This is a genomic window from Mesorhizobium sp. M7D.F.Ca.US.004.03.1.1 (assembly GCF_003998635.1).
Taxonomy (GTDB): Bacteria; Pseudomonadota; Alphaproteobacteria; order Rhizobiales; family Rhizobiaceae; genus Mesorhizobium; species Mesorhizobium loti.
Window position 1 is genome coordinate 1 of record NZ_RZQG01000457.1, and the last position, 4,762, is coordinate 4,762.

The following is a 4,762-nucleotide window of genomic DNA, read 5'->3' on the forward strand; positions in this document are numbered from 1 at the left end:
GTTGAAGAATGGTGCAACGATCATGCCTGGCGTCAACGGGCCGGAAGCAGCGCCAGCAGCGCCGATTTTCCCGGCGATGACCGACGAATCGGTGGTGACGTCGTCACTGCCGACGGCACCTGTTGCGGCGTCGAAGGCGTCCGCTGCGAAGAAAGCAGCCAAGCCTGCGCCGGCAAAAGCGACGCCGGTTGCAAAGGCACCGGCCAAGGCTTCGGTACATGGCGCAAAGGCTCCTGCGGCGGCGAAAACCGTGACCACCAAAGCCACGCCGGTCTCCAAGGTGCCGGCGAAAGCGGTGCCCGCGGCAAAGCCTGAAACGCCCAAGGCCGCCAAGCCTGCTGCGGCCAAGGTGATCGCGACCAAGACCGTAGCAACCAAGACGGGGGCGAAAGCCGAACCGAAGCCTGCTGCGGCGAAGAAGCCGGTTGCCAAGAAGACGGCTGGAGCCGCCAAGTGAGTGTTTCGGACAAGGAAAAGGACGAGATCGAGAAATCGTCGGCGCCGCTGATGGAGCATCTGATCGAGTTGCGCCGGCGGCTGATCTGGTCGATCGGCGGCTTCTTTGTCGCCTTCCTGGTTTGTTTCTTCTTCGCCAAGAAGCTGTTCAACCTGCTTGTGATCCCGTTCAAATGGGCAACGAAGTGGGCAGGGCTCGATCCGCACAAAGTCGAGCTGATCTACACCGCGCCGCAGGAGTTCTTCTTCACCCAGGTCAAGCTCGCCATGTTCGGCGGCATGGTCATCGCCTTTCCGCTGATCGCCACGCAGATCTACAAGTTCATCGCGCCCGGCCTCTACAAGAACGAGCGCAACGCCTTCCTGCCGTTCCTGATCGCATCGCCCATCCTGTTCCTGATGGGCGCGTCGCTGGTCTATTTCTTCTTCACGCCGATGGTGATGTGGTTCTTCCTCGCCATGCAGCAGGCCGGCACCGACGATCAGGTGCAGATTTCGCTGCTGCCGAAAGTGTCGGAATATCTCAGCCTGATCATGACACTGATCTTCTCCTTCGGCCTGGTGTTTCAGCTGCCGGTGGTGACCAGCCTGATGACACGGGTCGGCATGCTGTCGTCCAAGGGGCTGGCCGAGAAGCGCAAATGGGCGATCGTCATTGCCTTCGTCGTCGCGGCCGTGCTGACGCCGCCAGATCCGATGAGCCAGATCGGCCTGGCCATTCCGACCATCCTTCTCTACGAGGTCTCCATCTGGGCTGCCCGGCTGATCGAGCGCGATCAGGAAAAGCAGCGTGTGGCGCGCGAGAAGCAGGACGCGGCGGAGACCGTGGCGGACAAAGCCCCGGACGAGCCTCCGGCGCCGGCTGCCTCGTAGGCAACAGAGCGGCGGCAGCGGCGGAAAAAGACAGTCGCCGCCCCGCCCATCTTGCATCGATCTCAGATGCGGTTTACGCCCTCTGGCCTAGCTCAGGAGCGTTCAAACATGCTTGACATCAAATGGATTCGCGACAACCCGAAGGCCCTAGTCGAGGCGCTGGTGAAGCGCTCGTGGTCGGCGGGTGAGGCGCAGTCCACGGTCGACGGACTGATCGCCTCGGACGAGGCGCGGCGCGAACACGTCACCGAACTGCAGACCAAGCAGGAGCGCCGCAACGCCGCCTCGAAGGAGATCGGCAATGCCATGCGTTCGGGCGACGCGGCACTTGCCGAAAGGCTGAAGGCTGAAGTCGGCGAGATAAAAACCTTCATCCAGAACGGCGAGGCGCGGGAACGCGATCTCGACAAGGCGCTGAACGATGCGCTGGCGGTGCTGCCCAATGTGCCGTTCGATGACGTGCCTGTCGGCAAAGACGAGCACGACAATGTCGTCAAGCATATCGTTGGCCAGGTGCCGACGCGGCCCAATTGGGTGAAGGAGCATTTCGAGATCGGCGAAGCGCTCGGCATGATGGATTTCGAGCGCGCCGCGAAGCTGTCAGGCTCGCGCTTCACCGTGCTGAAGAGCGGGCTGGCGCGGATGGAACGCGCGCTCGGCCAGTTCATGCTCGATTTGCACACGACCGAGCATGGCTATGAAGAAGTCATCCCGCCGCTGATGGTCAAGGACGACGTTCTCTTCGGCACCAACCAGTTGCCGAAGTTCGAGGAAGATCTGTTCTTCACGCCGCACGGGGAGGGCAGGCTTGGCCTGATCCCGACCGCCGAGGTGCCGCTCACCAACCTTGTGCGCGAAGAAATCACCGCGCATGAAAAACTGCCGCTGCGCTATACCGCGCTGACGCCATGCTTCCGGTCGGAAGCGGGTTCGGCCGGGCGCGATACGCGCGGCATGCTGCGCCAGCACCAGTTCTACAAGGTCGAGCTGGTGTCGATCACCGACCAGGAATCGTCACTTGCCGAACATGAGCGGATGACGCAATGCGCCGAGGAAGTGCTCAAGCGGCTCGGGCTGCCGTTCCGCACCATGACGCTGTGCACCGGCGACATGGGCTTTGGCGCGCGCAAGACCTACGACATCGAGGTCTGGCTACCCGGCCAGAACGCCTATCGCGAGATTTCGTCCTGCTCGGTGTGCGGCGATTTCCAGGCGCGCCGCATGGATGCCCGCTACAAGGACAGAGACGGCAAGGGCAACCGTTTCGTCCACACGCTCAACGGTTCGGGCACCGCGGTTGGCCGCGCGCTCATCGCTGTCATCGAAAACTACCAGAATGAGGACGGCAGCGTAACCATTCCTGAAGTGCTGCGGCCTTACATGGGCGGTCTGGAAAAGATCGAAGCGAAATAATGCGCATTCTTCTGACCAATGACGACGGCATTCATGCCGAGGGCCTGGCGTCGCTCGAACGCGTCGCGCGTACGCTGTCTGACGATGTCTGGGTGGTGGCGCCGGAGCAGGACCAGTCCGGTTATGCTCATTCGCTGTCGATCTCGGAGCCGCTGCGGCTGCGCAAGATCGGCGAGAAGCACTTTGCCGTGCGCGGCACGCCGACCGATTGCGTCATCATGGGCGTCAAGAAGATCCTGCCCGGCGCACCCGACCTGATCCTGTCCGGCATCAATTCCGGCGCCAACATCGCTGACGACGTCACCTATTCCGGCACCGTCGCCGGCGCCATGGAAGGCGCGCTGCTCGGCATCCGCTCGATTGCGCTCAGCCAGGGGTACAGCTATGTCGGCGAAGATCGCGTCGTCCCTTACGAGACGACCGAGGCGCTGGCGCCGGCATTACTGAAGAAATTGGTCGCAACGCCGCTGCCTGACGGCGTGCTGCTCAACGTCAATTTTCCCAACTGCACTCCCGAAGAGGTCGCCGGTACAGTGGTCACCTCGCAAGGCAAGCTCGTGCACAGCCTGTGGGTCGACGAGCGCCGCGACGGGCGCGGCCTGCCTTACTATTGGCTGCGCTTTGGCCGCGAGCCGGTCGAAGGCAAGCAAGGTACTGACCTCTACGCTCTACGCAACAGGCTGGTGTCGGTGACGCCATTGCAGCTCGACCTGACCGCGCATGAAATCCGTGACCAACTGAGCAAGGCGCTTGCATGAACCAGGGGATCGATGACCGCGAAGGTTTTGCTGCCTTTCTGCTGCGCCTGCGCGGCCGGGGGACGGTGCCGAAGGCGCTGATAGCGGCGTTCGAGGCGACACCACGGCGCGGTTTCCTGGCTGCCCAGTTTCATCAGATCGCCTGGTCGGACCGCATGCTGCCGATCGAATGCGGCGAGGCGATCGAGGGCGCCGACATGCAGGCGGCGGTGATCGCGGCGCTTGCCATCGAGCAGGGCAACCGCGTGCTCGAGGTCGGTGCCGGCTCCGGCTATACCTCGGCGGTGATGTCGCGGCTGGCGGCGCGGGTCGTCACCACCGATCGCTACAAGACGCTCGTCGAGCAGGCCAGGCAGCGCTTCGAGGCGCTCGGCATCGGCAATGTGATCGTGCGCCACGCCGATGGGTCCGGCGGGCTGCCGAACGAAGGGCCGTTCGACCGCATCGTCGCCTGGGCTGCCTTCGACAGCCTGCCGCGCTTCCTGCTGGATCAATTGTCGAGCGGCGGCATTGTCATCGCCCCGATCGGACCCGAGGAGGGCGAGCAGGTGCTGGCCAAGCTGACCAAGGTCGGCAGCCGGTTCGAGCGCGAGGACATCGGCCTTGTCCGCCTGCAGCCGATCCTGCGCAGTGTCGCCGCCGTCATTTAGGCGGTGTCGATATTCAGGTGATGCCGGCCTGCAAACGGTAGTTTCCTGCGCTCCCGGTGCTCAGGTACCAAAAGTACGCTCCGCTCGTCGCAAGGGCGACCCCGGAAGCCACGTTGTTTGGTCGCCTCGCGCCCGTCTTCGACCCTGGCTCGGCCTGACCTGAATCTCAACACACCTCAGCTCGCTCTCTAATATTTTAAGAAAATTGCGCCGGATTCCATGAGGTTAACCGTCGAGTAACATTAACGCGCTTTAATCATGCCTAGTTTGTACCGGGTATGTGCGGGTCAGTGCGATGCAACTCAGTGTTTTGAAGGCAAATGGACGCAATCTGGCGCGAGGCTGCGCCGTCCTCATGATTGCAGGCGCCGCGGCCGGGTGCAGTTCCCAGGTTTCGCGGTTCAATGGCGTCGACGACGTCTTTACATCCTCGACCAACAATCAGCGCGCCATCATCAACAAGCAGGACGCCGTGCAGCAGCCCTATCCGGGCGATGTCGCCGCCGCTCCACTCGATGGCAGCCACACACAATCGGTCAGCCGTTCCAGCCTCGAGCCTGTCTCGACGCGGCCGCTGCCGCCGCCCGTTGCCCAGGCACAGCCGGCTCCCGC

The 4,762-nt window shown here is 63.0% G+C and carries 6 protein-coding genes and 1 pseudogene; 6 read left to right on the plus strand and 1 reads right to left on the minus strand.

Annotated elements, in window-relative coordinates:
- The coding region (locus EN935_RS42910) for a hypothetical protein (RefSeq protein ID WP_348629908.1) at nt 1-267 on the minus strand (267 nt) is incomplete at its 3' end.
- Here EN935_RS42910 and EN935_RS42915 point away from each other — a divergent pair.
- From EN935_RS42915 to EN935_RS22665, 6 genes and pseudogenes are all read left to right on the plus strand, one after another.
- Nucleotides 251-457: a hypothetical protein gene (locus tag EN935_RS42915; protein WP_348629909.1), complete on the plus strand. Its 207-nt coding sequence runs from the start codon at nt 251-253 to the stop codon at nt 455-457. The genes EN935_RS42910 and EN935_RS42915 overlap by 17 nt on opposite strands.
- The gene (gene tatC / locus EN935_RS22645; RefSeq protein WP_109668862.1) at nt 454-1,329 is read left to right on the plus strand and encodes a twin-arginine translocase subunit TatC; all 876 of its coding nucleotides are present in this window, start codon (nt 454-456) and stop codon (nt 1,327-1,329) included. Before EN935_RS42915 ends, tatC begins: the two co-directional genes overlap by 4 nt.
- A gap of 108 nt (nt 1,330-1,437) precedes the next feature.
- A complete protein-coding gene (gene serS, locus EN935_RS22650; RefSeq protein ID WP_109668864.1) occupies nt 1,438-2,742 on the plus strand; it encodes a serine--tRNA ligase in 1,305 nt (434 codons plus the stop codon).
- Nucleotides 2,742-3,500 carry a 5'/3'-nucleotidase SurE gene (gene surE / locus EN935_RS22655; RefSeq protein ID WP_024503850.1) on the plus strand — a complete coding sequence of 253 codons (759 nt, stop codon included), beginning with the start codon at nt 2,742-2,744 and terminating at the stop codon, nt 3,498-3,500. Before serS ends, surE begins: the two co-directional genes overlap by 1 nt.
- A complete protein-coding gene (locus EN935_RS22660) occupies nt 3,497-4,150 on the plus strand; it encodes a protein-L-isoaspartate(D-aspartate) O-methyltransferase (protein WP_127373627.1) in 654 nt (217 codons plus the stop codon). Before surE ends, EN935_RS22660 begins: the two co-directional genes overlap by 4 nt.
- A 295-nt stretch (nt 4,151-4,445) precedes the next feature.
- Nucleotides 4,446-4,762: pseudogene (locus EN935_RS22665) on the plus strand (peptigoglycan-binding protein LysM); the annotation flags it as partial.

Excerpts from the sequence above, each read along its gene's own strand:
- serS (WP_109668864.1), top strand. The coding sequence starts at position 1,438 with ATGCTTGACATCAAATGGATTCGCGACAACCCGAAGGCCCTAGTCGAG.
- surE (WP_024503850.1), top strand. The coding sequence starts at position 2,742 with ATGCGCATTCTTCTGACCAATGACGACGGCATTCATGCCGAGGGCCTG.
- EN935_RS22660 (WP_127373627.1), top strand. The coding sequence starts at position 3,497 with ATGAACCAGGGGATCGATGACCGCGAAGGTTTTGCTGCCTTTCTGCTG.